Origin of the sequence: Runella aurantiaca, from assembly GCF_003339505.1 — a bacterium.
In the GTDB taxonomy this organism is placed as follows: Bacteria; Bacteroidota; Bacteroidia; order Cytophagales; family Spirosomataceae; genus Runella; species Runella aurantiaca.
Genome location: NZ_QPIW01000022.1, coordinates 1 through 26,749, shown reverse-complemented (window position 1 = coordinate 26,749; position 26,749 = coordinate 1). Strand labels below are relative to the sequence as shown.

Genomic DNA, 26,749 nt, shown 5'->3' with positions numbered 1-26,749 from the left:
TATGAATAAAATATGTCTTTTGTCTATAATTCTGTTGGCTTTCAAATGTAGTCCTGAGCCTGAAGCACTTAATGCGCCAGAATTAAAAAAAATATCCATAACCTCAAATGATCTTGTACTTATAATTGAAAAAGATTCAATTGACATAGATGGAAAAGAAAATGCTGAAGTAAGAATAAAGGTCAACTCTAATCTATTATCTAGCTTAAAAGAGAAAAAGGTTGTTTTAAAAAGCACGGGAGCAGGGAAATTCTCCAATGAAACAGCTACAATAGAGAAAGATTTAGATTTAAATGGAGAAGCCGTTGATTATATCAAATCTACAGAAGAGAGTATCGTTATTATTAGTGCGGAATTAAAAGACCCCATTATGTCTAAAACAGATAAAGTTAAATTTTATAAAGTAGAAGCAACAGTGATTACCCCAAGTATTGAGACAAATGATGTTGATGCCGATAATTTTACAAACAATGTTTTAAGTCTTAAATCAGTACCTCCTTCATCAAATAAACTAGTTCATTTCGTAGCAGAGAAAGGGACATTCATTTCAGGTACCAACACATTCTCAACTACCATGCCTTCTACTGGTATCGTTAAAGCATATTTAAAACACAACAAACCAGAAGATGTAAAAGTTGTAGCTACAGTTGGCTCGACTTATTCAACTGAAATGACCGTTAAGTTTAAGGCTGCACTACCAACAATTGCTATCATCACTTCAGATCTTAAGAGTTTACCTCCTAAATTAAATTCAGTCACACCAGTAAAAGCTCAACTTTTGCGATCAACAGGGAGTGTTTCAGAAGGACAGCATATTGTGTTCTATGACTCAACTACATCAGGTGCACGAATTGGTACTTTTTTTAATACTACTACTTCATCAACTTCGGGAATAGTCACTGCAGAGTATTCAATTCAGGATACTACAAAAACAGGTTTCGTCTATATTAAATGTTATATTTTAACTCCATCTGGTCGAAGAGTCTTAGGTGAAAACCGGATCTTAATTAAATGATTTTTTTCTCAACTGAAATATCTCCCAGTAAAAACATACGATAGAATTGATGTTGACTGCATTACTTTTTGATTACAGTTATTCAACTTATGATACCCTGTATGATACCCAAACCCAAAAACAGGGTTAACTAACTGATATTCAGCACTAATTTTCAGTCCCGTCCGGACCGCTTGAAAGCTCAGAGAAATCTGAGCTTTCTTTGTTTTATGTTGGTTAGAATACCTGCCTGTCACGCAGGGAGGTGCGACGATTCGAGGGTTGCTCGTTGCCATTCGAGTCCCGCCGGTGTGCCGTACCACCAGACCGCTAGGAAGCCGGAGCGCCGGACCGTTCAGAGAAATCTGAGCTTTTTTTGTTTTATACCCTTTCTGACGCTTCTAGGGCACTTTTTTTAAATTCACATCGCTTATTTTTGATACCCGTTTTGATTTAAATGAAATGGGTATCAAAAGCTTCACCCATTAGAACCACAAATCAGTTTAATTTCCCCCACCTCCATTTTGAGATTGATTCAAAAATCGAAACCGTTGAACGTATTTTGTCGTATTTTTGGGTGTTTATTTATCTCACCCCATTCACATGTTAAGAAAAATTTTGCTTCCCCTTCTGCTGCTGCACATTTCGCTGGCTGCTTTTACCCAATCAGGTAGTTTTATCAAAGGCAAACTCGTTGACTCGCTAACGACCGAGCCGCTGGCGTTTGCCACGATTCGACTGGAATCCAAAAATCAGGGGAGTATGGTCAAAGGAGAAGTAGCCGACGAAAAGGGTTCGTTTCAGTTTGTGGGCTTGAAAGATGATAAATACGTTATTAAGGTCGAATATGTAGGCTATAAAACCAAGTACATTGAAGTAAGTTATGACAAAGCCAGTCAACGGCTTGATTTGGGTTCGATTGCGCTCAGTCCATCGAGTCAACAACTGGACGTGGTGACCGTGACGGGCATTAAACCCAACGTGGTAGCCACCCTCGAAAAACAGGTTTTCAAAGCCGAACAGTTTGAAGTGGCTCGCGGTGGTACGGCCACCGATGTCCTAAAAAACATCCCGTCGGTGATGGTAAATGCCGAAGGAGAAATTACGGTGAGAGGGTCAAAAGGCTTTTTGATTTTGGTCAATGGCAAACCTTCGCAGATTGATGCCGCCACGATTTTGTCGCAAATTCCTGCCAATACCATTGAAAAAATAGAAATGATAACGGCTCCCTCGGCCAAATACGATGCCGACGGCAAAGCAGGAATCATCAACATTGTTACGAAAACAGGCACCAACGACGGTTTGTCGCTGACAACCAACGTCCAATACGGCCTGCCGCGCCTGAAAGCCTACGAAAACGCGACTGAACCCCTTCGCTACGGAGCCGATGCCACGCTCAATTACCGCAAAGGAAAGTTGGACGTGACGGTTTCGGGAAATTACCTCAAAAACGACATTGCTGGGAGAAGAGAAGGAGATGTTTATACCATTATTAACAACGTATTGACCCAATTCCCAAGCGACGGAGAGCGGAGCCTAAAACGAGATAACTACGGCGCCCGGGCATCGGTCATTTATTCCATTTCAAAATCAGATGAGCTTTCTGCGGGGGTGTATCTTGGTGCCCGCGATCAGTATCGCACGGCCGATATTTATTACCGAAACAACACCAAAACCAACCTTCTTACCAATCAAGTAGTAGGAAGAACGCAGTATTTTAACCCCAACTTGGTACTAAAATCTGGTGAGTTTAAGGTGGTAAACCTTGATTATACCCACAAATTCAAAAACGCCTCGACCTTGAGCGTTTCGGGCTTGTACGAAAATGCGCTGATTGACGGCTTTACCAAAAACAGCAATATCAACATTAATAACCTCCGCGATACCCTTCAATACACCCTTAACACTGGCTCTAATCCGCTCAGGGCCCTTCGCCTCAAAGCAGATTACGAAAAGCAAATAGGCATTGGAAAACTGTCACTGGGCTACCAGTACCGTCAACAAAACCAAGAGGGTGTGTTTGTTTATTCGGATAAAAACGGCAACAATCAGCCGTTGGTGGTCAATCCTGCTTTTACGGCCAACATCGCCATTTATAACCGCATTCATGGCCTGTATACCCAGTACGCAGGTAAGTACAAAAAACTAGAATTTTCGTCGGGATTGCGGTATGAGAATGCCCTTCGTGAATTTACGGACGACCGTGGTGGAAAACCCAATGAATTGAAATTGTCAAATTTGTTCCCTTCGGCCAATTTGCTGTACGATATGGGAAAAGACCTGCGACTCAAAGCCGCCTACAGTCGCCGCGTGCAACGTTCGACCAATAATGAGCTGAATCCTTATCCCGAACGCGAACACAGCGAAACCCTCGAACAAGGTGACCCCAACATCCGCCCTGAATTTGTAGGAATTTATGAGTTGGGGCTGACCAAAGATTTTAAGAAAGTGTCGTTGTACTGGAATGTGTATCGCCAACAAATTACGGACATTGTCAACCGCGTCAACAGTGTATATAACGACACGATTTTGAACCGAATTTACACCAACGCAGGCAAGGCGCGGTTGATGGGCTCGGAAATTGGGGTGACGATTTCACCCGTTAAAAAGCTTAAAATCTTTGTCGGTGGAAATGTTTATAACCTGAAAATCAAGGGAAGACTGTTTGATAAGTCGGTGGTGGTCAATAGCCAAGGCTGGGTGTATTCCATAAATTCTAACCTTAATTATCAAATCACGCCTACTCTGAGTACGCAGTTCAATTTGTCGTATTTATCGGCGAGAAACACCGCGCAGGGCGAGGACTCGCGGTTTTATCAGCCTAATTTTTCGGTAAAAAAATCATTGTTGAACAACAAAATAAGTGTTTCGCTACTTTGGCAAAATATGTCATTCGGGAAAATGAAAGTCAATGAACAACGAATTACAACTTGGGGTAGTAATTTTTACACCACCACCAATTACATCCAAGAGACCAATATTTTCTTGTTAAACCTCTCGTATAGCTTCAACAAAACCGATCGAAAAACCAAGTTGCCAGCGAGCGAATTTGGCGAGCGCGAGTTCTAAGCCTCAAAGGTTGTTTCGCCCAAAGCCATGATTTTGTTTGCCAGAAATGGCTATTTATGGCCACCCCAAGCTCAGAGGAATCTGAGCTTTTTTTGTTTTATGCCCTTTATGACGCTCCTAGGGTACTTTTAAAAAAATTACATCGCTTATTTTTGATACCTATCGAGCTATTTTAATAAGGATTATTTCACATATTGAAAACAATTTGTCACTCAAGTTTATTCATTATCAAGCTACGGCCCGTGTGGTCATTTAAGTTTTATTGCATAATTTGCCACTCCATATTTATTTCTCTCAACCTTCAAACTTCATTAGCAATTCAACATGAAAAAAAGCTTTATTTTAACTTTTACAGCACTGATTTTCGGTTTTGGCACTTACGCCCAAACCACCCCCAAACGACCTTTAAAACCCTCAGATGTATATCGTCTCCAAACGCTAAGCGACCCGCAAATTTCACCCGGTGGGAAGTGGGTGGCTTACACCCTGTCGTCGGTAGATTCGGTCAAAAACAAACGCAACGCTGACATTTGGATGAACTCATGGGATGGTAAAGAGTCGATTCAACTCACCTACAGCCCCGATGGAGAATCGCAGCCGCGCTGGAGTCCAGACGGTAAATATTTGTCGTTTACCTCTTCCCGTAACGGGCTCACGAGCAGTCAGATTTGGCTGATAGACGTTCGCGGCGGGGAAGCACGGCAATTGACCGATTTGAAAAAAGGAAGTTTGTCGGACTATGCGTGGGCGCCCGATGGCAAAAAAATCGCCTTAGTCATCAGCAACGACCCCGATACTTCAAAATCCAAAATGACCAAGCCCATCGTCATTGACCGTTTTAAATTCAAACAGGATGTAGAAGGCTACCTCACCAAAAAAACGACACATTTGTACCTGTATGACTTGGTTACTAAGAAAATAGACACCCTAACCAAAGGCATCTACAACGAAACTTCTCCCAAATGGTCGCCTGATGGTACACAGATTGCATTTGTGAGCAACCACACCACCGACCCTGACCGCAATGCCAATACCGATATTTGGATCATCGATGCCAAACCCAACGCCATCATGAAGCAGGTTACCACTTGGACGGGCCGTGATTCAGGCCCTGAATGGAGCCCCGACGGAAAACAAATCGCTTACGTACGCTCTACGTCTTCCGATAATTACTTCATGTATGATCAAACGATTTTGTGCGTGGTGTCCAAGGACGGAGGCGAGCCAAAACTGTTGAGCAAAACGCTCGACCGTCCAGTAGGCTCGCCACTTTGGACCAAAGACGGGGCGTTTCTCCACGCCTTAGTTACCGATGACCGCACCCGTTATGTGGCCCAATTTGCCATAGCCGACGGAAAAATGACCAAAACATTGACGGGTAACCGGAGCGTTTCGGCCCTCGAACGGCACCCTTCTGGAACAATACTCACGGTCATGAGCGACCCACAAACGCCCAGTGAACTATACGCTTTGGAAAGCGGCAACCTTCGTCGCTTAACCACCCATCAAGAGGCTTTTCTGGCGCCGTTGGCCTTGGCCACCGTCGAAGGGTTTACCTCAAAAAGCAAAGATGGGGCCAGCGTTTCCAACCTTTTGTACCGCCCCGCCAACGCGGTAAAAGGCGTTAAGTTGCCCACGATTCTGTTTATTCACGGCGGTCCCGTAGCGCAGGATGAATTCAGCTTTGATCTGAGTCGCCAGATGCTATCAGCGGCGGGCTATGCCGTTGTGGCCGTCAATTATCGCGGTTCCAATGGGCGCGGCTTGGAGTATAGCAAAATTATTTCGGCCGATTGGGGCAACAAAGAAGTATTGGATATTTTGGGAGCAACGGATTACTTGGTCCAAAACGGCATTGCTGACCCCGAAAAATTGGGCATCGGCGGCTGGAGCTACGGGGGTATTTTGACCAATTACACCATCGCTTCCGACACGCGTTTCAAAGCGGCCTCCAGCGGGGCGGGCGTAGCGATGATTTCGTCGCTGTACGGCGTCGACCAGTACATATTGCAGTACGAAAATGAACTAGGCTCCCCGTGGAAAAATTTCGATAAATACGTGGCCCTGTCCTATCCCTTCCTCAAAGCCGACCGCATCAAAACACCTACCCAATTTATGGTGGGCGAAAGTGATTTTAACGTTCCGTCGGTAGGCAGCGAACAGATGTATCAGGCCTTACGCTCACTCGGAACACCCACGGAATTGATTATTTACCCGGGCCAATTCCACGGTATCACCAACCCAAGCTTCCAAAAAGACCGTTTTGAACGCTACATCAAGTGGTTTAATACCTATTTGAAGAAGTAAAGGTAGGAGTTTAGAAGTAGGAGGTCAGAAATAAGAAGTATAAAGTAGGAGGTATGAATTGAGAAAAGTTGAAGCAAGGCCGTTGGTGGAATAACACCAACGGCGGCTTTAGAGGTCATTGTGCGTCGGGTTGCTCACAACCCGACGTGCGCTAAGGCGTCATAAATTTCCAAGTCACGTTCCCCACGGTGTTGGGTTTGCCGTTTTCGGGGTTGGAGATAGTACCTTTCCATTCGCCATTGGCTTGGCGCGCAACGGTAATGGTTCGCCAACTGAACTGGCCTTTTTCATAATCGAAGGTTTCACCGTCGTCGTCGTAGAGCTTGTATTGGGCAGGTTTTTGACCGTAATGACGTATTTCAATATCTACTTTTTGGTTGGGTTGAGGAGCGTGTAACATCACGGGCATCATCGGGATAATGCCCCCGTCTTTGACGAAAACGGGAATTTTTTCTAACCCCGGCGTAACGGAAATCACCTCACCCTCTCCTACCAATTTGCCAGTATAGAAATCGTACCATTTCCCTTTAGGCAACACCACTTTACGGGAGGTCTGGCCCGTAAACATCGGCGCTACCAACAGGTATTCTCCCGCCATGTACTGGTCTTTGATTTCTTTGTTGACGGCCACGGCGTAAGGGTTTTCTTCCAAATTGGCATTCAGAAGTTCCTTTTTTAGCTCCGTCTTAAAATCGGGTTCAAGATTAACGGCCCGAAACGGCGGCGTACCTTCAAAATGATACTTGGCAAATTCGGTGTACCAGTACGGCATCATGCGCATCCGTAGTTGCGAAATTTCTTTGATTTGCTCCGCCACTTCTGGAAACGTCCAAGGTTTGGTGCTGCTGGCCCACGCATTTATCATCGCCATCGGCGAAAAACACACCGATTGAAACCGCCGCAACCATTCTTCACCCGTCTTAGAAGCCCGCACTTCTGGCGTCCATAGGGTTCCCGAAAAACCGCTGTTAATCAAGCCCGTAATAAAATCTTCGTGGCTGTAATTATCATTGTAAATCACGTACGGCAACGACACCCCACCCGCGTTGGACGCCCGCACCAACCCGTAGGTACGTCGGTTGTGTTTACGAAACAGGTCAGTGCTTTGTTTCATCACCAACACCCCGTATGTCTGGCGCATTTGCTCGGCACTGAGCCCCGAAGGAAACGTAGCCACATCGGGCCAAAGCCACGAATCAAAGCCATCCACTTCGTCGATTTTATACCCGCTGACACCGATGCTGACGTGGTCTTTGTCAAATTGACCCCAATAAATGGCTTGCGCTTTGGGAATCGTTAAATCAGGCACGGCTCCCACCCACACCGAATGTGAGCCCGTAAACGGCGCAATTTTGGGGTAAATTGAAGCCTCGGGTGATATGTACGGATTAGTCCAAAGATTGATGCGAACGCCCTTGCTGAGCATGTCTTTTACAAAAGCAGCAGGCTGAGGAAAACGGGTTTTGTCCCACTCAAAAGTGCAGGGATAAGATTTACTCTGCCAGCCAGGTTCGAGTCCGATAAAATCCAGCGGGTAGCCTTTCTCTTCAAACTCAAGAGCCTCTTTTTGCACGTCTTTGTCGGAATACAAACGATTGACGCGCTGCGTAAAACCTAGCCCCCAACGCGGCGGCAGGCAGCCTCCGCCATTGAATAAATTAAATCGCCGTACGGCTTCCATCGGCGATGGCCCACCAAAAACATACAGCTCCACACCGCCCGCTGGCACGAGCATTTCGACCGCATCGGAATAAGGGTGCGCTTGCCAGTTTTTGTCGGTATTGCGGTCTTGTAGCAACGGTGGATTTTTGCTGTCGGTCCGGACGGCGGTGCCCGCGTACACGTTGATGTAACGCGCCGAATTCACAAACACCCCGTAGCCTTTGGACGACACATAAAAAGGAACGGGCGCGTGGGTACGACCGTTGTCTTTGTTGCCATAATGGTCCATGTGTAGTTGCAGGATTTTCCCCCGTTGATGAACGGTCTGAAAATTGAGCCCGAAGCCGTAAAGTTGTTCTCCCCTATCCAGAGGGAAGCGTAAATAGGTCTTGCCGTCTCGGAGTTGCACCGAAATCTCGTTTTGGTCCAACGGAAATCCCGTTGTACCCATATTTTTCAGGGCATTGGTATTGGGCTGAGCGCCCGAAGCCGTCAGCAGATTATAGGCTTCAGGCTTACCCACAGACACTTTCCAGACACCCGAAGCAATTTCTTTCCATTGCATTAATTGGGCAGAAGCCCCAAAGTTTGCCGAAAGCAAACCCAGCAACAACACTGTTTTATAAATAGATTTTTTCATTTTGTTGGTACAATTACAACCTCTCTATTACTGGATTGAGTGGGTTAGCCCCGACGGATTGACTTGGTTAAATAGATATTTCAACTACTTGAGTGGACAAAAAAAACGCTTTCTGGATGACATCAAAATACCGAAGTCTTCTTTTTTCACAAGCTCAATTTGTGCCTTACTTACTCTATTTAGAACCTAATCTTTAAGTCAGTGGTCAACTGAAAGTACCACTTTCTTTCGGGCGATTAATGCTTTCTTTCCACCAAATTTTTGGTTTATGTATGATTTTTAGCCAATTTGAACCATATTTGTATAAAACCAACCTTCGTTGAAAAACTTGTTACAAAAACATACAGGGTATCTTTTGTCACTAATCATCTTTGATTCCAGTGGTGATACGCTCGATTATCGTTTTATTTGAAAACTCAATCCACCCCCACCTAACGCCCAATGAACATGTGATTTTTTAGAATGACGCTTCATGCTTTGAAACAGGCATGTTTTTTCTATTAAATACCTCTTTGATGCTCCTTCAAAAACGCGGCAAACCACATCTGTAAAAGAATTGTTTGCCAATGGAGTAGACGTCATCGCAATATCTTTCTCAATTTTTAACTCTTACATGGAATTATTTATCATATTTCTGCTTACGATTATCAACGGCATCTTCTCAATGTCCGAAATCGCGGTAGTCTCTTCTCGCAAAGTAAAACTTGAAAATTCGGCCAAACGAGGCAGCAAATCAGCCAAACAAGCCTTAGAACTTATCAATTCACCCAATCAATTTCTTTCTACAGTTCAAATCGGCATCACCCTCATCGGGATTTTATTGGGTATTTTTGGGGGTGAAAATCTGACCAACGATTGGCAAGACTATTTAAACCAATTTGAGGTCTTGAAACCCTACAGCCGCCCGTTGTCGGTGGGGGGCGTGCTGGTGATGATTACGTTTATTTCTTTGGTCGTCGGTGAACTGGTCCCCAAACGCATCGGTCTGACCAATCCAGAGGGCATCGCCAAGGCAGTGGCATTGCCGATGCAGATTCTTTCAAAAGTTACCTCGCCATTCGTGTGGCTTTTGACCCATACGTCTGATCTTTTACTCAAAATTTTGCGGATAAAACCCTCCGCCGACAGCCGCGTGACGGAAGAAGAAATCAAAGCGTTTATTCAGGAAGGAACGGACGGCGGCGAAGTGCAGGAAATCGAGCAAGAAATCATGGAGCGGGTATTTCATTTGGGCGACCGCAAAGTAGGCTCCCTCATGACGCACCGAATGCAGCTGGTTTGGCTCGATTTGACCGATAGCCCCGACGAAATACGCGAAAAAATCAAGGGTGAAATCCACTCCGTTTATCCCGTTTGTAGAAACACCGTCGACGAGGTGGTCGGGGTCGTATTGATGAAAGATATTTTCCAGCAGGTCATGGAAAACCGCCCCCTTGATTTGGAGGCGTTGATTAAAGAACCCCAATACCTACCCGACAGCAGTTCGGCCTACATTGCGCTCGAACGCCTTCAAGAAAACCGTCAACACTACAGTATGGTCATTGATGAATACGGGGCTTTACAAGGAATCGTAACACTAAATGACCTGATGGACGCCCTCGTGGGCGACGTGAGCGATACCAATTATGATGACGAAACCAGCATCGTCCAGCGGGAAGATGGCACTTATATCACTGATGCTCAGATGCCTTTTTACGATTTTCTAAGCTATTTTGACCAGTTGGATTTATACAACGACAACATGCCTTTTAACACCATTGGAGGTCTCTTGCTCGAACATTTTGGGCACGTACCCAAAACGGGAGAAATCATCTCTTGGCATGGTTTTAAGTTCGAAATTTTTGACATGGACGGTGCAAGAATTGACAAGGTATTGGTAACGCAGGAAGAAGGTGATTCAACGGACGCTTAAAACACCGAATTATCAAAATTTATGGGCCAATAAAGGCTTACAACTTTTTCAACACCAGCGTCTTATCATTTATACCAGCGGGACTTTGAAGCATAATAGAATAAGCCGCAACGCTCACATTTTCAGTTTTAAGGGTGTTTCCAGTCACTACATCCGTCCATGTAGCTGAATAGTTTCCTTTGGGCAACTGTAAGTTTATCCGACAAGGTTGCGCCAAAAGCGGCTCGGCATACACCAAATATTGCTGGCGGTCTTTCATCGAATACACAAAAGCACCTTCGGCGTGCCCCAAAAAGGAAGCATCGGGCTTGAGCGTGGCCAAATCCATCCGTTCCAGTTGATTTTTCAGCATTTTGAACTGCCTTCTCAGCGTCGGACTTCCGCCGCCGGGGGCGTTGTTGGTCAAATCTTTTCCATCTTCCGAGCCTACCGAAAACGAGTAGTCTAAATGGCCAAAAAGTCCGCCGCCGCTCATCATAAATCGCCATGCTTGTCGGCGATAAGTATCGTCGCTTTTTCCGGCAAAGCCCGTTTCATTAAAACCGACAACTTTGTTGAGGCGATAATTCAGGCCAGCCGCCTCAGGGTGTGCGTAGTGAAACGTATAGATAGAAATATTGGAGTCTGACACAAAAACGGGCAATTTAAAATTGGCGATATTGTGCGAAATCAGGTGTTTTTTCGCGAGGCTTTTTTCTTGGTTTACAATCCAACCTGAAACATTTTTGTGCCAATCGCGTGATTTGGCGGAGGCAACTTCGAGCGTATTTTTCCAATTATTTCCAGGTTGTTTCAAATCATCAGCGCCCATATAATCGTTCCAAATCAACACCGTATCTTTGCCTTCGGCCCAAGGTTCGTTCTGAATTTCGAAGTAAAAATGGTCGTATTGATTCAATTCCTGCACCAATTTTCGGGTATAAGCTTCCTGAAATTTTAGGATTGCGCCATTGTCGAGCGTATTGACTTTATTGGGCGCGAGGTCGGTAGGCGTTTGATTGACGTTATTTCGGCCATTGAAAGGATGATACGCCCAACCCGCCCCGTAATACGACGAAAAAAGGCAGATTTCCACAATCACCCCGCTCTGCTCGGCCTTTTTCATGAAGTCATGCAAACGCGCAAAAAACGCTTCGTCCCACACATTAAGGTCGTATTTATCATTTACTTTTTTCCACGGCAATAGCAAACGGTCGTCGGCGGGGGCCATGGTGTTTTTTTGAATACCAAACGCCCCCGGCTTTTCGTAGTACGCACCCGTAAACAACCGAGTTGTGTTAAGCCCGTCGACTTGCTGGGTTTTGAGATAAGTATCGTAATTAAAATCAAGGTTCATCACGGCGCCGTAGTGTTCACCCGAGCCCACAATGACGGTCGGTTTGCCCCTGTACGTAAAATAATGCGGGTTTTGCGGCAGTAACGCCAAGGTTTGCGCCACTGCGACAAAGTGCACAATAAACGCGCAGAGGAAAGAGAAGAAAATTTTCATGATAGGTTTTGGGTAGGTAGAACGAGCTGGCAAGTCTACATTTTTCAGGAAAGCCATTTATCAAACCACTCAAACGCGTCTTTTTGCATGGGTTGGTCAAACTTATGCTCACCGTCATAGAACTTCCCTTGGTATTTGTCTTCCGCTCCCGCTTTGGCAAAGATTTCACGGAGTTGGGTGTCGGCTTTTTTCATTTCTGGCAACGTAAATAAGTCATCGTCATTGTTGTTTTGCACCATCGTTGGCAAAGGCGCCCGTATCCCCAAAATCTCAGGAAAATCTAAATAATTGGGCAACAACGGCACGTACAGCATCCACGTGTGCGTGTACGATTTGTGCAAAATAAAATCATCCCACGTTGACATAAAACCCACGCACACCGCGCATTTGATACGCGCATCCAATCCACCTAAGTACGCCGTCCGTAATCCACCACCCGACAGTCCCGCACAGCCGATGCGGTTCTTGTCTACTTCGGGACGATTGCTTAAAATATCCAAGGCAATTTGGTCTTCGGCCAAAACCACGCCAGGCCACGTGGTGCCGCCGCAAAACAATGATTTAGACATAACGTGCTCGTGCTCCCCCGCCCAAGTATTGTAGGCTTGGATATTTTCTGTTTTTTCGGGGTCAGCATCCGATTTGCCTTCCGTTTTGAGCGGTCCCCATGAATACCCAGCGACTTCGTCGTATAATACCCGGCGACTTTCAAACGCAAATGTATCATGAACCAACACCACATAACCGCGCTTGGCAAGCTCATTTGCCCAGGCTTTACCTCCGTAATAATGCTCCTGATGCTCAACCAACAGCGGGTGCATGTCGTCCGAAAGGCGCACGATTTTACGTTTACCAAAGTATTTATTGCCGCCGTGGTCGTGAAGCGCCAGAATCGCAGGCAAGGGTTTGGTTGCTCCTTGGGGCTTCAAAAGATAGGCTTTGGTCGGGCGGCCATAGGGCAATTGCCACGACAACTCTTCAATGTCTAGGCCATCATACGCGTATTTTTTTTCGACCATAACGGCGGGTATTTTGCCCAAATCGGGTTTAAAAATCAGCTCACTGGCTTTGGCAAGGGCTTCTTTCTGCCACGTTTTTACGTTGTTCCATTTGGCGTGTCTGAACGATAACGCAGGGATATTTTTTACCAATGAAGCGGCCCATTCGCCGTACGTGCCAATCAGGCTTTTCTGAGTTGCCATTGTTTCTGTGTGGGTTGAAAAAACATGATTCCCTAACGATACATCTATTGCATCGGGCAGTACCGCCAAAGAAGCCGCCATACTTGCCGAAGTTTTAATGAATTTGCGGCGGGAAGCAGAAGATTTTCCGTTCATTTTTGAGGGTTTCTATCGTCTGTTTTGCTTACTTTATTTGCACGCTATCCAACAGCTCAAATTCGGCCTTAAACAGCGATGGTCGCTCCTGCACGTTATCGCCCAATTCCAGCACTACGCCCGACTTTTTATCGTGGCCTTTCCACTCGGGAAGGCCCTTGGCGTTGGGGTTGCCTGTTTTGGCAAAATTCACCCAATAATCGGCCATGTTATTTTCCAATTGGCGGTCAACTTCCTGCCAAGGCCGATTCCAGCGGTGCAAAGTATGCAACGCATAGGGTACTTCTGAGGTGTGAAACGCGCCATAATTGGGGAAGTTGGGCTTATCGGGCGGCACGTGCGTAAACTGATAAAGATAGGCTCTGCTTTTATTGAAGCCCGCCCACAAATGCGCCGAACGGGCCGCAAACGAAAGCAAACCCAATTTCAACTGGGCAGCTTTGGCTTCGTCGTCGGTGGCGGCGGGAAACAGCTTCAAAAATTCGTCGGCCTTGTCACCGTATTTTTCCCGCAATTGTTGTTTGAATTTTTCAGCCGAAAGCGCCTGTCCGCCCGTGATACTGCCGTCGCCCGTGACCCAGCCCGCCATCAGCGGCACGTCGTTGTGTTTGCCTTCTTTAAAATGATTGAAAATATCCGTAGGCAACACGTGGCCGTCGAGCGTAATGCCAAAACGAATGCCGCCCTGCGTCGCAGCCAAAATTTCTTCGGGTGTTTTTTTGCGTAATTCTGCCAAATTGGCTGCATTCGCCTTCTTCTGAAAAGCTTCCCCCATTTTTTCGGCATCCGCCAACGACGTCGGAATTCGGTTGGAAAGCATCCCGCCGCTTTGGGCAATGGCGCGGTGGAAAAGGCGCTTGGCTAAGGGCGAAGCCACCAAACAATTGACGCTCATCGACCCTGCCGACTGCCCTGCGATGGTAACGTTGTTGGGGTCGCCGCCAAAGGCGGCAATGTTGTTTTGAATCCATTTGAGGGCCGCAATCTGGTCCAATAAACCATAATTTCCTGATGCGTTGTTTTGTTCTTTACTCAACTCAGGATGCGCCATAAAACCCAACGCGCCGACCCGATAATTAATACTCACAAAAACAACCCCTTTTTTTGCCATTTCTTCACCGTCGTAAATGGCGCAAGCGGCCGAACCCGACGAAAAACCTCCGCCATAAATCCACACAAAAACGGGACGATTCTCGTAGGCCAACTTCGCACCTGTCCAGACATTGAGGTACAGGCAATCTTCACTCAACGGCTCCGGTGGGGCAATAAACTCTTCGGTCCAGCAATAAAACGGCGCAGGTTTGGACTGAATCGGACTGGCCGAAAAAGCCTCGCATTTGCGAACGCCTTGCCAGTTTTTGGCAGGCTGAGGGGCTTTCCAGCGCAAGTCGCCCACGGGTGGGGCGGCAAAAGAAATCCCTTTATAAATATGAATGTCGCCACTTTTTAGGCCTGATATAGCCCCATTTTCGGTATTGACAATGTCGTATTGCGCCTGCGTTTTTAGCCCTACCACAAGCAATCCTACCAGTAGAAGATTGGGAAGTATTTTCATAACTTATCAAATCAAAAAAAGAGAAAAACTACTCGTTTTTCAAACGCCAAAGTGAGTAGTGACAGGCCTGCGTTTTAATGAATAACCATTCAATTTGGCTTTATCTGTTGTTTTTACCCCACATTAAGCCAAATTTAACCGTCAATTTGGCTTAATGATAGATGAATAAAGTTGGGGCTAATCTTCACTTTTTAACCTTCCCCAACTCCCCCTTAAAAAACGCAACCATCTTTTCATAGTACTTTTCAATCATCACGCCCGGGCCATGACCGCCGCCCGGAATGATGATTAGCTCACTTTTGACGTTGTTTTTCTGTAAGGCTTCGTAGAGTTTTTCGCTTTGACAATGGGGAACGAGCGGGTCTTTGTCGCCATGAAAAATCAGGAACGGAGGGTTTTGAGCGTTAACGTACGAAATGGGATTGGCCAAGGCGCATTTGTCGGGATTATCCTGAATGGCGCCGCCTATCAATGAGGATTCGGGCGATTTGGCTTCGTTGTGTGCAAATGAACTGCCGCATTGGTCCATGATGAGAAAATCCGTCGGCCCAAACCAATCCACGACCGCGTTTACCTTGCTGCTTGTTTGCGTATGTTTGCCTAAACTGCCTTCGATATCTACCTCCAAGCCGTGGATAGAGTGCGTTTGGGTGGTATTGGTGGTTCCCGTCAAGGCAGTCAAATGCCCGCCCGACGACCAGCCCGTGACGCCGATAAACGAGTCATCCATTGAAAATTTGGCCGCATTGGCCCGTACAAATCGTATGGCTGCTTTCACGTCCTGAATTTGGGCGGGAAACTTGGCGTCGCTGCTCGAACGGTGATTAATGCTTACTACGGCAAAACCATTGTTCAGAAGTGTTTGGCCTAATCCATCAGTAAACACGGTGCCTTTGGCAGCATTGGAAAACCAGGCACTTCCGTATATCGCCACTACGATTGGAAAAGGTGCTTTACCCACCGAAGGCAAATGAATATCCAACCGATGCCCCATCATGCCGTCGCCAACGTAATCAATATCTAACCAGTGTTTAGAGGAAACAATGGCCGTCTTTTCGGCATTGATTTCTTTGGGCTGAGCCATAGCAAGAAAAGAAATAAAAGTGAGGAAGAAAGTTAGGGTTTTCATGTTAAGATGGTTAGTTATCGGCATTGAAATTTATGTATTTTCAAAGTAAATAGTATATTAATGCTGAAAATAAGCATGTATTATGATACAAAGGCAAATTAACGGTAATGAAGTGGATTTGCTGCGTCCTGATGCAATGACCATGGAATCAATTGTGGGACAAATAATTTGAACCGAAACTTCTGCTCAAATAAATTATGAAAAAGGCTGCTGCGGCTATATGGCAATCTAAGCCCCTCAATTATTTTGACCGTCCGAGTCCTTTTTTCTAAAAAAACCGTTAATGTATGTTAAGAATCACGCTAACGTCAGTTTTTAGCTAATTTTGTGCGTTAATAATGCACAAGGCAGCCTAGTGGCCCGTCGCCTGTGTGAACGACACTTTTTATTGATTTTATGATTTTTTCAAAAATTAGCCATATCCATTGCAACCCCAAAGCCTTATTCTGCGTATATGGGATTAAACGACTTATCATTCTCATGAGCGTCTTCAGTTCCGTATTCACCTATGCCCAACGCCCTTCCGCAGGCCCTTCTTCTCCCAATCAAGGAGAAGATAAGGTTTTTTTGCTGGGTGCCGACAGCATGACCGTCATGAAAATGACGGATGGAAGTGAAGTACGCAGGGTAGTCAACAAAGTGGTTTTTCGTCACAAAGGTGCGCTGATGTATTGTAACTTGGCCATTCACAACGTGGCCTCCAACGCCATTGAGGCTTACGGCAATGTTAGGATTGTGCAAGGTGATACCATTACCGTAACGGGTGATACCCTGTTTTACTACGGAAATAGCCGTTTGGCCAAAGTGATGGGAAAAGTAGTCAATCTCAAAGACCGCAAAAGAACCGTTACATCAACCAAGATTGAATACGACATGGCAACGGGCGTTGCTTTTTATCCCAACAAAGGAAAAATCATTGATGCCGAAAACACCCTGACCAGCAACATTGGCTATTATGACACCCGTACCAAGGTTTCCACTTATTACACCAACGTCAAACTGGTCAATAAAAAGTACACGCTGACCACCGACACCCTCATTTATAACTCACTGACCAAAATCGCCGATTTTAAAAGCCCCACCAAAGTAGTAAGCAAGGAAGGAACGGTCATTGCCAAAAATGGCTCATATAACACCGATACTGGCGAGTCGCTGTTCAGAACCCGCACCACCATTGACAATCCAGACTACACCCTCACTGGCGACTCACTCTCCTTTGACAACCTAAACAAAAAAGGGTTTGCCAAGGGAAAAGTAGAAATAGTTTCCAAAAACGACGACACGATTCTCAACGGTGATTTCGGAATCTACAACGGCAAATTGGGCATTTCAAAGGTTTGGGGACACGCCCTAACGCGGTCTGTCATTTCAAAAGATACCCTTTTTATGACAGCCGATACCCTTTACTCTATTGATATACAACCAGATACAACCACAGCTACGACCTCAAAACCAAATTTATCCAGCAAGCAACTTGACAAAAATAAAGTTGACGCTGATTCTTTGGCTAAGGCAAAACCTGTAGTTGGTTTTTCGCTCAAAGGGAGAAAAAGTAATGTTTTTTTAAAGGAAATGACCCCGTCCAATCAGGCCAATTTAGCAAAACGTATCGCGGTCAAAACGAAGGCAAGTGCTGATTCATTGCTCAGTATTTTACCTTTGCCCGCCTCGGGGCGTGAGCTTTCTAAGCCCGCCAAAGACGCACTCGTAAACCAAAAAGCAGATACATCTAATGCACAAAAACCCCGAAAGTTAATTGGGTACAAAAACGTGCTATTGTACAAAAAAGACCTTCAAAGCCGCTGTGATTCACTGATTTACAACTCATTGGACTCCAACATTACGTTTCTAAAGAAGCCCATCATCTGGTCGTCTAAGTATCAGTTGGAGGCCGATTCAATCGTGGCGCAGATGGTCGAACAAAAGTTGAGAACCATGTACCTGAAAGCAAAATCATTTGTTATTTCACAGGATACCCTTCTCAATTTTAATCAAGTAAAGGGACGACGAATTACGGCTTATTTTGACGACAGCACCCGACTGCAACGTGTATTTGTGGAAGGCAACGGCGAGAGTATCTATTTTGCGGCCAACGAAGAAAAAAAAGCCATGGGAATGAACCGCGTGGAATGTGCCAAGATGACGCTCAATTTCCGTCGTAACCAAGTACATCGAATTCAATTTGTGGGCCAACCCGATGGTCGTTTCATTCCTCCGCAGAGTATAAAAGGAGATGACAAAGAACTTGAAGGGTTTAGCTGGCGAATAAAAGAGAAACCAACAAAGCTTGAAATTTTAACCAAAGCTGGCTTTAAACCAATCGAACCGAAAATTGTCAAACCGCCAGAAACGAAAGAATCAAAAGCCGTCAAAACGGTGACGAAAGAAGTTTTGAAAACAAGGGTAAAGTCCAATAAAAAGAAACTTTAGTCTAAAAAAAACCTTTTACGCTTTTTTTTCGTTTATATTGTATCCCGATTAATAAATTTTAACACTCTTTTAAGGCACAATTTTTGATATTACAAAAAATAGCCTATATTTTTGCAGGAAACAGAAAAAATATGATTTTTCAATCCATCCACAGCTATGAAAAAAACTATACTAAAATACATCTTTCTTACCATCTTCAGTGTTTTTGCCCTGACTGATGCTTCGGCGCAGTCAGAAGTAAATCGAAGCAAAAGCCGCCTGAACGTCGGGAAGAAATCAACATCCGTTACTTCACCCACTCTTACCAAGATACCTCGGTCACTGGATCGCAGCATCAATTTGCGTCCAAGCTCGGCCATCAACGCCTACTACCGTTCTATTTTACTTAGTCCGGGCGCTGCTACGAGTGCAAATACCGTCAATAAAAACCGTACCAACGGTGAATTGTCCACGGCCTCCGATACCCGCCCGAATTTGGAAGAAGTTGCTAAGTCTGAGGATTTATTTTTTGTGAGCGAAAAACTGCGCGTATTGAATGCGTATCCTAATCCGGCAAATGACTACGCCGAGATTGATTATCAGATTTCAGGCAATGTTGGCAACGCAAAAATCTCATTGTATAACATCTTGGGAGCCAATGTAGCGGAATATGATTTGGACAGAAACGAACGTCAGCTGCGCATTTCGACCCGCGAAATTCCGACTGGAGTTTATTTCTATCAGTTACTGTTGGAAGGCAAAAAAGTAGCAACCAAAAAGTTGCTGATTAGACACTAATTTGCGATAGTCAATCACTTAAAACGTACTGAATACTTTTTACGCTTCTATTTCGTTATGAGATATGAAGCAATTTTTGTATTTTTGCGCCCGATATGCGTAACACCCGATTTGGATTTTTTCTGCTGATTTTCACCGCCGTAGTGCTGGGTTCGTGCAGCAAGTTTGCTAAACTGCAAAAAGAAGGAACACTTGAACAGAAGTATGAGGCGGCCCTTCAGTATTATAAGAAAGCTGATTATTATCATGCTGGCCTGCTGTTTGAAGAAATCACTCCTTTGTTAAATGGCAAAGACGCTCGCCAAGCCGAGCTCGCTCAGTTTTACAATGCCTATTGTAATTTCAAGCAATCAAATTACAACATGGCACAGTTCCTGTTCAAGAACTTCTATGAAACGTTTCAGCGGAGTGAATACGCTCAGGAATCCTTGTACATGCATGCTTATTCGCTGTACAAAGACTCTCCCAACTCAAACCTAGACCAAACCAACACACTGACCGCCATCAGTGCCCTTCAGGATTTTATCAATACCTATCCCGAAAGCGCATTCCGCGAAGAGAGTACTCAGTTGATATTGGAGTTACGGGACAAACTAGAACGTAAAGCCTACGACAAAGCTAAACTTTACTACAAAACCAGTGAAGCCAACATTGCCAATTACCGTTCGGCCGTAGTTGCCATCAATAATTACCAAAAAGATTTTCCTGATTCTAAATACAATGAGGAGTTGGCGTTTTTACGCGTTGATGCACAATATAACTTAGCGAAACTGAGCTTTGTCGAAAAGCAAAAAGAACGTTATCAGGACGTTTCAAAATATTATTTGGCATTTTTGGACAAGTACCCTAATAGTAAATACATACGTCAGGCAGAACGGTATTACGAAAATACCGTGAAAGAATTGGGCGTAATTTTAGAAGCAGAGAAAGCCGAAAAAGCATTGAAGGAGAAAAAACCTTCAGACGCTGGTAAACTTTCGACTCCTTCTTCTACTCAAAACTAAAAGTTGAACATTAAATTATTCAAATACAATGGCAGCAAATCCATCAATCATAACCCGCGACACCGACAAATTGGCCGCGAAAACTGGTAACTTGTACGAATCGGTGGCGATTATTTCTCGCCGTTCACGTCAAATTGCCTCCAAAACCAAAGAAGAGCTTAACAACAAGCTTGCTGAGTTTGCATCAGGTATTGACAACCTCGAAGAAGTATTTGAAAACCGCGAGCAAATCGAGATTTCTAAATTCTACGAGCGTCAGCCTAAGCCAACGGGTATCGCCATTGAAGAATTTATGGAAGATAAACTTTTCTGGCGTTCAAGCGACGAAGAAGTTTAATCTTCAATCCCATAAAAAAAGCCGCACGATTAAACAACGTGCGGCTTTTTTGTGCCATTTATGTACATTTGGAAGTAAATATTCTTTAAATACTTCCTGTATTTTTTCTTTGTACACTATTGTAACCCATGCCTTCAACCCTTTTCCATAAAAAAATCCTCGTAGGTGTCACGGGTAGTATCGCCGCCTACAAGTCAGCATTGTTGGTACGTTTGCTCATAAAAGCGGGGGCAGAAGTACAAGTAATCATGACTCAATCGGCGAAAGATTTTATAACACCGTTAACTTTAGCCACTTTATCAAAGCGCCCTGCCCTATCTTCCTACATCGCCGACGAGACAGGGAGTTGGAACAACCACGTAGAGCTAGGGTTGTGGGCAGACGCCTTCATCATTGCCCCAACTACGGCACATACGCTTGCTAAGTGCGCCAACGGACTCTGTGAAGATTTGTTGACCGCCGTTTATCTGTCTGCCCGTTGCCCGGTATTTTTTGCCCCCGCCATGGATTTAGACATGTACCTGCATGGCTCTACGGTTGAAAATCTACAAAAACTGCAACGCTTCGGCAATTCCATCGTTGAAGCTGAACACGGAGAATTGGCGAGTGGATTGGTCGGAACTGGGAGGATGGCCGAGCCAGAACATATTGTAGCTCACCTTGAAAAGCATTTTGCGGCCGTACCAGCATTAAAAAACAAGAAAATTCTCATCACCGCAGGCCCCACGCAAGAAGCCATTGACCCAGTGCGATACATCAGCAATCATTCAACGGGAAAAATGGGTTTTTCGATTGCAAAAGCATTTTCGATGGCAGGTGCTGATGTTACGGTAGTGAGCGGCCCAACCGCTCAACCAATACCAGACACCAGCGTCACCGTTGTACCTGTTCGCTCAGCAAAGGAAATGTACGAAGCCACGCAAAAGCTATTTGCGGAAGCCGACGTAATAATCCTTTCGGCCGCCGTGGCCGATTATACCCCCGCACACCCAGCCGACCGCAAAATCAAGAAGAAAGAAGCACATTTCAACATTGAGCTTACCAAAACGGTAGACATTGCGGCAACGCTCGGGCAGCAAAAACAGGCCAGCCAACTCATGGTTGGTTTTGCCCTTGAAACCGATAATGAGCTAGAAAATGCCTTGGGGAAATTGAAGTCCAAAAACCTTGATTTGATTGTGTTGAACTCCTTGAATGACAAAGGCGCGGGTTTTGCACACGATACCAATAAAATTACCGTTATTGAAGCAAACGGAACGGTACACTCCTTTGAGTTAAAATCCAAAACCGACGTTGCCCAGGATATTTTACAACTTGTGGCAGGAAAATTGCACACATAGACACGAATGTTTCAGCATAATGGCAAAATCATGAAAGTTATAAAGAAAGGAATTTGGTTACTTTTATTTTCCTTTAGCCTTGTTTTATCTACCCAGGCGCAGGAACTGAATTGCGTTGTTACGCTCAATTACAACCAACTTTTTACGCAACAAAACACGGATAATGCCAGCCTGAATCAACTCAAAAACGTCATTACTGACTTTATGAATGCCCGCAGGTGGACAAATGATAATTTTAACCCTGAAGAGCGCATTAATTGCAAATTGAACATCAACCTTATCCGCTCCCCAGCGCAGGGGGTGTATGAAGGCACTACGCAGCTGATTGTGACGCGCCCCGTATACGGCACCAATTACGAAACCATTTTACTGAATTTCATTGACCGAAATTTTAACTTTAATTACCTGCCCAACAATCCGATGTATTACAATGAAAATACGTATTCGGATGAGTTGACGCAAACCCTCGCGTTTTATGCCTATATTATTTTAGCCGTAGATTATGACTCATTCAGCAAACTAGGCGGCAATAATTACCTGCAACGCGCCCAACAGGTGGCCAACTTAGCACTAGGGGTAAATCCCGGCGGCGCACCTGCGGGTTGGAATGCCACCGGCAACGACCGTCGAAATCGTTTTTGGTTGGTAGATAATCTCAACAATCAGCTGATGCTGCCCGTGCGGGAAGGAATGTACAATTATCACCGATTGGCGCTTGATACGTTTACCGAAAATCCAATTGGTGCCCGTACCCAAGTCATAAATTTGTTGACTACCCTCCAGCAAACCAACCGAGTCTTGCCCGGTTCGGTTTACATTAATTCTTTTTTTGACGCGAAAGGCGAAGAAATCAACAAGATTCTGTTGGAAGCAAGCAAAGAAGACCGCCAAAAGGCCTTTAATATGCTGTCTCAACTTGACCCTTCCAAGACCGAACTGTATCGAAAATTATTAAGATAATTGACCTAATATAGTGGGAAAAAGACTTATCCGAATCGTTCAGTCGGCGATTTCTGCCCGGACAGAAGAACTTCTGAACCGAGAAATAAACGTAATCCTTAAGAGCAATCAGACGTTTTTTGGTCGTTGTCAAAAAATCGAAAACAACCTTCTCTTTCTCCAAGACCAACGAATGCACCGTCATACATTTACTTTTACGCAAATTGACACCGTCGTTTACGACCTTGAGGCTACATTTTAACAAGTTCCGAACACAAAGTCTGTACATTTTGTTGAATAGTTAACTAACTTCGCGGCGGTTCAACCGATTGCTTTATGCTTGCGCATCTACTAATCAAAAATTACGCATTAATCGACCATTTGGAGCTTACTCCTGACCCACAGCTTAATATCATCACGGGCGAAACGGGGGCGGGTAAATCCATCATGCTCGGCGCTATTGGCTTATTGTTGGGCAGCCGTGCCGATACAAAAGTGCTGTACAATCCTGCGGGAAAATGCATCATTGAAGGAACCTTCGACCTTTCAGGCTACTTCATTGAACACTTATTTGACGAAGAAGAGCTGGATTTTACGACTACCTGCCTCATTCGTCGCGAAATCAGCCCCACTGGCAAATCGAGGGCTTTTATCAATGATACCCCCGTCAATCTGGAATCTCTGCGACGCATTGCGGGCCAATTGATGGATATTCATTCACAGCACGATACCCTGCTGCTCGGTTCCAACGAGTTTCAGCTACAGATTGTGGATACTTATGCCCAAAACGAAGAAATACTTCGGCACTATCACGCTGACTTTCAGGCCTATCGTAAAGCAAACCAAGTCTATAATCGCCTGATAGCGGAAGCGGCCCAAATGCGTAAAGAGTTTGATTATAACCAATTTTTGTACGACGAACTCGAAAAAGCCAAGCTGCAAGCCGACGAACAGGAACAATTGGAGCAGGAATTAATCATTCTTGAAAATGCCACAGATGTGCGTGAACGGCTGCTACTAGCCACCGAATACCTTGACAATCCCGAACAATCGGTGATTGTGTTTTTAAAAAATGCAGTTTCTAGCCTGAATGCCATCAGTAAGTTTGCGCCTCAGTATGAGCAACTTCGCGAACGTGCCCAGAGTGTTTACATTGAATTAAAGGATTTGGCGGGCGAAATCAGCGACGAACAAGACAATGTAGAAATCGACGATACCCGCGCCGAGGAAATCCGTGAGCGGCTTAATTTGTTTTACCATTTACAACAAAAACACCAAGTCAAAACCCTCAGAGAGCTCATTGCGATTCAGAGGGAATTGGAATCAAAAGTAAGTCGGGTGTTAAATCTGGATGAAGACATCAACAAGGCCAAAACTGCCGCCGACAAAGCCCAAGCAAAACTCCAAAAATCAGCTGAAAAGCTTTCCAACAGTCGAAAAGCCGTGATGGCATCCGTTGAAAAGCAGGTAAAGACCTACTTGTTGGAATTGGGAATGCCCAATGCCGCGCTGAGCATCCAACACACCATCATCGAACCAAGCGAGTCGGGCATCGATGACGTAGACTTTTTGTTCAGTGCCAACAAGGGAATCAAGCCGCAACAACTGAAAAATGTGGCGTCGGGTGGGGAGTTTTCGCGGTTGATGATGGTGATTAAGTACATTCTGGCCAGCAAACGTAAACTGCCCACTATTGTTTTTGACGAAATTGACACGGGAGTTTCGGGCGAAATTGCCATTAAAATGGGTCAAATGATGCGCGAGATTTCCAAGAGTCACCAAGTGATTTCCATTACGCACTTGCACCAAATAGCCACGCAAGGAACCGCTCATTATTTTGTATACAAAGATAACTCTTCCGAAAAAACGGTGAGCAAGATTCGCAAGCTTACGTTTGAAGAACGCGTGAAGGAAATTGCCCAAATGATTGGGGGAAGCAAGCCAAGCGAAGCCATCCTCCAAAACGCCCGTGAAATGCTTCAGACGCAATCGGGAGTCAAGCAAACAAATTTATTTTAGAAAACCAATCAATTGTTAATCAACAAATTACACCCAAATCAGTCCTTAATTAGAAATGAAAAATATAATCATCGCCTTCGGTATCGTATTATTTGCAAGTGCTTGTTCGGAAGAAAAAGGCTCCGTAGAACAAACTGAAAAAGAAGTATTTGTCATCCACGATGAAGTAATGCCCAAAATGGGGCAGCTCATGGAATTAAAAACTGGACTCAGCAAAGAAATCAGCGCGATTGACAGCTTGGTAAAAATCAACCCCAATGACAGCCTCCAAAAGCGCAAAGAAGAAGCGTTGGCGCTGAGTGTGGCGCTAAACGAAGCCGACCAAGGGATGATGAACTGGATGCACGATTACAACGGGGATTCTTTAAAAGCACTCTCTGGCGAGGAAGCCATAAAGGCAATGAATGCCGAAAAAACCAAAATCAGCGCGGTACGTGATAAAATGCTCGAAAGCATGGCCAAAGCTGAGCAGTTTTTAAAGAAATAACCCATTAATTGTGAACGAGCACCCAAGCTATGAAAAACACCATTTTTGTCCTTTTATTTTTAGTCATTTGGGGATGTAACAAAAACTCCGACCGTTTGCCCATCTTGGGCGAGCGCGAAACCACCACCCGAATCGTGGATGGTAAGGAAGTCGTTGATACCCTGTACCATACCATTCCTGATTTTAAGTTTGTGAGTCAAAACGGCGATACTGTTACCGCCCAAAACTTCAAAGACAAAATTTACGTTGCAGATTTTTTCTTTACCACCTGCCCCACGATTTGCCCCGTGATGAAGAAACAAATGCTGAAGGTCTACGAAAAAATCAAGGGTCAGAACGACGTAGCCATCCTCTCCCACACGATTGACCCCGACCACGACACGCCCGCTGTGCTGAAAGAATACGCTACTGATTTGGGCGTAACGGGCAATCAATGGCTCTTTGTGACGGGTAATCGCGAAAAAATCTATGAAATTGGGGAGAAAAAGTACTTGGTCGTTGCGGGGGCTGATTCTACCGCGCCAGGTGGTTACATTCACAGCGGCGCTTTTGTGTTGGTCGATAAAGAAAAACACGTCCGTGGTATGTACAACGGCACCGACGACGAGGCCACCAAGCGGCTCATCTCTGACATCGAACGTTTGCAAGAAGAATACAAAAACAAAGAGTAAGGTGTGCGGAGTGCGTTAATAAATTAAGGTATATGTTACATTTTTTCAGGGTCAGTTTCTTTCGTTATTCGGCGCTTAGTTCTGTTTTTTTGCTCGTATTTTTTTTCTCCTGCCAAAGCGAAGAAAGCACAAAACACGCGCAGTACGTAGCAGAAGGCTATACATTGTTTCAGACCCACTGCGCCAACTGTCACCAACGTGATGGCAAAGGACTAAGCAATTTATATCCTGCCATTGCTCCTGAGTATCTCAAAGACAAAGCAAAAGTTATTTGTTGGATTAAAAACGGAGTAAATCAGTCGGTAACGGTCAATGGAAAAACCTTTAACCGACCCATGCCTGCTAATCCAGCCCTAAAAGAATTGGAGATTGCCGAAATCATGACCTATATGTACACCACATGGGGCAACGACTCCAAAATTATCACCACCGAAACCGTACAAAAAGCATTGGAGCAATGCGTATCTAACTGATATGCACTGCTCCAATATTTCTTCTCTGCACGGTCTGCCGTTGCAATGATTAGGCTTCCCTTTAAAGGGTTAAGATATTAAATATCAGTACTTTGCATCAAAAAATAATCCCCGAATATGCGCGTATTTGGCATAATTCGGGGATTTTCGTATTTTAGTTGTGCTAACAAACCTAAAA

20 protein-coding genes are annotated in these 26,749 nt (G+C 44.9%); 15 read left to right on the top strand and 5 right to left on the bottom strand.

From position 1 onward, the window contains the following. Position 1 precedes the first annotated feature (1 nt). From DVG78_RS21465 to DVG78_RS21455, 3 genes are all read left to right on the top strand, one after another. Positions 2 to 1,015, top strand: coding sequence for a hypothetical protein (locus tag DVG78_RS21465; protein ID WP_114463091.1), 1,014 nt, complete (start codon positions 2 to 4; stop codon positions 1,013 to 1,015). A gap of 582 nt (positions 1,016 to 1,597) precedes the next feature. Next, complete coding sequence (locus DVG78_RS21460; RefSeq protein ID WP_114463090.1) at positions 1,598 to 4,063, top strand: outer membrane beta-barrel family protein; 2,466 nt, start codon at positions 1,598 to 1,600, stop codon at positions 4,061 to 4,063. A 324-nt stretch (positions 4,064 to 4,387) separates the two neighbouring features. After that, on the top strand, positions 4,388 to 6,370 hold the full coding sequence (locus tag DVG78_RS21455) for a S9 family peptidase (RefSeq protein WP_114463089.1): 1,983 nt from the start codon (positions 4,388 to 4,390) through the stop codon (positions 6,368 to 6,370). Positions 6,371 to 6,521: 151 nt separating this feature from the next. Here the strand turns inward: DVG78_RS21455 and DVG78_RS21450 are convergent, their stop codons facing one another. After that, positions 6,522 to 8,672 carry a glycoside hydrolase family 31 protein gene (locus DVG78_RS21450; RefSeq protein ID WP_114463088.1) on the bottom strand — a complete coding sequence of 717 codons (2,151 nt, stop codon included), beginning with the start codon at positions 8,670 to 8,672 and terminating at the stop codon, positions 6,522 to 6,524. Positions 8,673 to 9,285: 613 nt separating this feature from the next. Between DVG78_RS21450 and DVG78_RS21445 the strand changes: the two genes are divergently transcribed. Then, the gene (locus DVG78_RS21445; protein WP_114463087.1) at positions 9,286 to 10,584 is read left to right on the top strand and encodes a hemolysin family protein; all 1,299 of its coding nucleotides are present in this window, start codon (positions 9,286 to 9,288) and stop codon (positions 10,582 to 10,584) included. Positions 10,585 to 10,621: 37 nt separating this feature from the next. Here DVG78_RS21445 and DVG78_RS21440 read toward each other — a convergent pair whose 3' ends face one another. The 4 genes from DVG78_RS21440 to DVG78_RS21425 all read right to left on the bottom strand — a co-directional run bounded on the left by DVG78_RS21440 (position 10,622) and on the right by DVG78_RS21425 (position 16,094). Further along, on the bottom strand, positions 10,622 to 12,073 hold the full coding sequence (locus DVG78_RS21440) for a cellulase family glycosylhydrolase (protein ID WP_114463149.1): 1,452 nt from the start codon (positions 12,071 to 12,073) through the stop codon (positions 10,622 to 10,624). Between the two features lie 44 nt (positions 12,074 to 12,117). Next, positions 12,118 to 13,410, bottom strand: a complete 1,293-nt coding sequence (locus DVG78_RS21435; protein WP_199563285.1) for a dienelactone hydrolase family protein — start codon at positions 13,408 to 13,410, stop codon at positions 12,118 to 12,120. A 28-nt stretch (positions 13,411 to 13,438) separates the two neighbouring features. Next, positions 13,439 to 14,965 carry a carboxylesterase/lipase family protein gene (locus tag DVG78_RS21430; RefSeq protein ID WP_114463086.1) on the bottom strand — a complete coding sequence of 509 codons (1,527 nt, stop codon included), beginning with the start codon at positions 14,963 to 14,965 and terminating at the stop codon, positions 13,439 to 13,441. A 184-nt stretch (positions 14,966 to 15,149) separates the two neighbouring features. Then, a complete protein-coding gene (locus DVG78_RS21425; protein WP_114463085.1) occupies positions 15,150 to 16,094 on the bottom strand; it encodes an alpha/beta hydrolase in 945 nt (314 codons plus the stop codon). A 480-nt stretch (positions 16,095 to 16,574) separates the two neighbouring features. On the opposite strand from DVG78_RS21425, the gene DVG78_RS21420 reads away from it, so the two are divergent. From DVG78_RS21420 to DVG78_RS21370, 11 genes are all read left to right on the top strand, one after another. After that, positions 16,575 to 18,524 (top strand): OstA-like protein, encoded by a 1,950-nt coding sequence (locus tag DVG78_RS21420; RefSeq protein WP_158550071.1) that lies wholly within the window; start codon positions 16,575 to 16,577, stop codon positions 18,522 to 18,524. Positions 18,525 to 18,680: 156 nt separating this feature from the next. Beyond that, positions 18,681 to 19,301 (top strand): T9SS type A sorting domain-containing protein, encoded by a 621-nt coding sequence (locus DVG78_RS21415; protein ID WP_114463083.1) that lies wholly within the window; start codon positions 18,681 to 18,683, stop codon positions 19,299 to 19,301. A 95-nt stretch (positions 19,302 to 19,396) separates the two neighbouring features. Then, positions 19,397 to 20,305: an outer membrane protein assembly factor BamD gene (locus DVG78_RS21410; RefSeq protein WP_114065459.1), complete on the top strand. Its 909-nt coding sequence runs from the start codon at positions 19,397 to 19,399 to the stop codon at positions 20,303 to 20,305. A gap of 28 nt (positions 20,306 to 20,333) precedes the next feature. Further along, the gene (locus tag DVG78_RS21405; protein ID WP_114065458.1) at positions 20,334 to 20,642 is read left to right on the top strand and encodes a DNA-directed RNA polymerase subunit omega; all 309 of its coding nucleotides are present in this window, start codon (positions 20,334 to 20,336) and stop codon (positions 20,640 to 20,642) included. Between the two features lie 128 nt (positions 20,643 to 20,770). After that, entirely contained in the window at positions 20,771 to 21,982 is a 1,212-nt protein-coding gene (coaBC, locus tag DVG78_RS21400) for a bifunctional phosphopantothenoylcysteine decarboxylase/phosphopantothenate--cysteine ligase CoaBC (protein WP_114463082.1), read from the top strand. 30 nt (positions 21,983 to 22,012) lie between these two features. Next, positions 22,013 to 22,942: a type IX secretion system protein PorD gene (gene porD / locus DVG78_RS21395; protein WP_114463147.1), complete on the top strand. Its 930-nt coding sequence runs from the start codon at positions 22,013 to 22,015 to the stop codon at positions 22,940 to 22,942. 13 nt (positions 22,943 to 22,955) lie between these two features. Beyond that, a complete protein-coding gene (locus tag DVG78_RS21390; protein ID WP_114463081.1) occupies positions 22,956 to 23,183 on the top strand; it encodes a hypothetical protein in 228 nt (75 codons plus the stop codon). Between the two features lie 74 nt (positions 23,184 to 23,257). After that, positions 23,258 to 24,940 carry a DNA repair protein RecN gene (gene recN / locus DVG78_RS21385; protein ID WP_114463080.1) on the top strand — a complete coding sequence of 561 codons (1,683 nt, stop codon included), beginning with the start codon at positions 23,258 to 23,260 and terminating at the stop codon, positions 24,938 to 24,940. A 55-nt stretch (positions 24,941 to 24,995) separates the two neighbouring features. Further along, on the top strand, positions 24,996 to 25,427 hold the full coding sequence (locus DVG78_RS21380) for a hypothetical protein (protein ID WP_114463079.1): 432 nt from the start codon (positions 24,996 to 24,998) through the stop codon (positions 25,425 to 25,427). Between the two features lie 29 nt (positions 25,428 to 25,456). Beyond that, positions 25,457 to 26,098: an SCO family protein gene (locus DVG78_RS21375; RefSeq protein WP_114463078.1), complete on the top strand. Its 642-nt coding sequence runs from the start codon at positions 25,457 to 25,459 to the stop codon at positions 26,096 to 26,098. A gap of 32 nt (positions 26,099 to 26,130) precedes the next feature. After that, positions 26,131 to 26,571 (top strand): c-type cytochrome, encoded by a 441-nt coding sequence (locus tag DVG78_RS21370; RefSeq protein WP_114463077.1) that lies wholly within the window; start codon positions 26,131 to 26,133, stop codon positions 26,569 to 26,571. The last annotated feature ends 178 nt before the right edge of the window (positions 26,572 to 26,749 follow it).

What these genes read in the sequence shown, in the direction of transcription:
- DVG78_RS21465 (WP_114463091.1), top strand. Translation starts at nt 2, where the DNA reads ATGAATAAAATATGTCTTTTGTCTATAATTCTGTTGGCTTTCAAATGT.
- DVG78_RS21460 (WP_114463090.1), top strand. Translation starts at nt 1,598, where the DNA reads ATGTTAAGAAAAATTTTGCTTCCCCTTCTGCTGCTGCACATTTCGCTG.
- DVG78_RS21455 (WP_114463089.1), top strand. Translation starts at nt 4,388, where the DNA reads ATGAAAAAAAGCTTTATTTTAACTTTTACAGCACTGATTTTCGGTTTT.
- DVG78_RS21450 (WP_114463088.1), bottom strand. Translation starts at nt 8,672, where the DNA reads ATGAAAAAATCTATTTATAAAACAGTGTTGTTGCTGGGTTTGCTTTCG.
- DVG78_RS21445 (WP_114463087.1), top strand. Translation starts at nt 9,286, where the DNA reads ATGGAATTATTTATCATATTTCTGCTTACGATTATCAACGGCATCTTC.
- DVG78_RS21440 (WP_114463149.1), bottom strand. Translation starts at nt 12,073, where the DNA reads ATGAAAATTTTCTTCTCTTTCCTCTGCGCGTTTATTGTGCACTTTGTC.
- DVG78_RS21435 (WP_199563285.1), bottom strand. Translation starts at nt 13,410, where the DNA reads ATGAACGGAAAATCTTCTGCTTCCCGCCGCAAATTCATTAAAACTTCG.
- DVG78_RS21430 (WP_114463086.1), bottom strand. Translation starts at nt 14,965, where the DNA reads ATGAAAATACTTCCCAATCTTCTACTGGTAGGATTGCTTGTGGTAGGG.
- DVG78_RS21425 (WP_114463085.1), bottom strand. Translation starts at nt 16,094, where the DNA reads ATGAAAACCCTAACTTTCTTCCTCACTTTTATTTCTTTTCTTGCTATG.
- DVG78_RS21420 (WP_158550071.1), top strand. Translation starts at nt 16,575, where the DNA reads ATGAGCGTCTTCAGTTCCGTATTCACCTATGCCCAACGCCCTTCCGCA.
- DVG78_RS21415 (WP_114463083.1), top strand. Translation starts at nt 18,681, where the DNA reads ATGAAAAAAACTATACTAAAATACATCTTTCTTACCATCTTCAGTGTT.
- DVG78_RS21410 (WP_114065459.1), top strand. Translation starts at nt 19,397, where the DNA reads ATGCGTAACACCCGATTTGGATTTTTTCTGCTGATTTTCACCGCCGTA.
- DVG78_RS21405 (WP_114065458.1), top strand. Translation starts at nt 20,334, where the DNA reads ATGGCAGCAAATCCATCAATCATAACCCGCGACACCGACAAATTGGCC.
- coaBC (WP_114463082.1), top strand. Translation starts at nt 20,771, where the DNA reads ATGCCTTCAACCCTTTTCCATAAAAAAATCCTCGTAGGTGTCACGGGT.
- porD (WP_114463147.1), top strand. Translation starts at nt 22,013, where the DNA reads ATGAAAGTTATAAAGAAAGGAATTTGGTTACTTTTATTTTCCTTTAGC.
- recN (WP_114463080.1), top strand. Translation starts at nt 23,258, where the DNA reads ATGCTTGCGCATCTACTAATCAAAAATTACGCATTAATCGACCATTTG.
- DVG78_RS21380 (WP_114463079.1), top strand. Translation starts at nt 24,996, where the DNA reads ATGAAAAATATAATCATCGCCTTCGGTATCGTATTATTTGCAAGTGCT.
- DVG78_RS21375 (WP_114463078.1), top strand. Translation starts at nt 25,457, where the DNA reads ATGAAAAACACCATTTTTGTCCTTTTATTTTTAGTCATTTGGGGATGT.
- DVG78_RS21370 (WP_114463077.1), top strand. Translation starts at nt 26,131, where the DNA reads ATGTTACATTTTTTCAGGGTCAGTTTCTTTCGTTATTCGGCGCTTAGT.